General features: G+C 51.0%; 2 tRNA genes. Both read right to left on the reverse strand.

Annotated features, from left to right (window positions below):
* Window positions 1-3: 3 nt before the first annotated feature.
* A tRNA-Leu gene (locus tag AN214_RS22010) sits at window positions 4-88 on the reverse strand.
* Window positions 89-109: 21 nt separating this feature from the next.
* Window positions 110-184 (reverse strand) — tRNA-Gln (locus AN214_RS22015).
* Window positions 185-304 lie beyond the last annotated feature (120 nt).

Here is a 304-nt window from a genome sequence, read left to right on the forward strand (position 1 = left end):
ACATGGTGCGGAAGGAGAGACTTGAACTCTCACATCCGAAGATACTGGAACCTAAATCCAGCGCGTCTACCAATTCCGCCACTCCCGCACAGGGTATCTCTAGAAGAGATGGCTGGAGTACCAGGATTTGAACCTGGGAATGGCGGGATCAAAACCCGCTGCCTTACCGCTTGGCGATACTCCAGCAATGGTAGTAGATAGTTTTAGTTCCTATCAGAACATGGTGCGGAAGGAGAGACTTGAACTCTCACATCCGAAGATACTGGAACCTAAATCCAGCGCGTCTACCAATTCCGCCACTCCC

The sequence above is a fragment of the Pseudoalteromonas sp. P1-9 genome, from assembly GCF_001399975.1.
Lineage (GTDB): Bacteria > Pseudomonadota > Gammaproteobacteria > Enterobacterales > Alteromonadaceae > Pseudoalteromonas.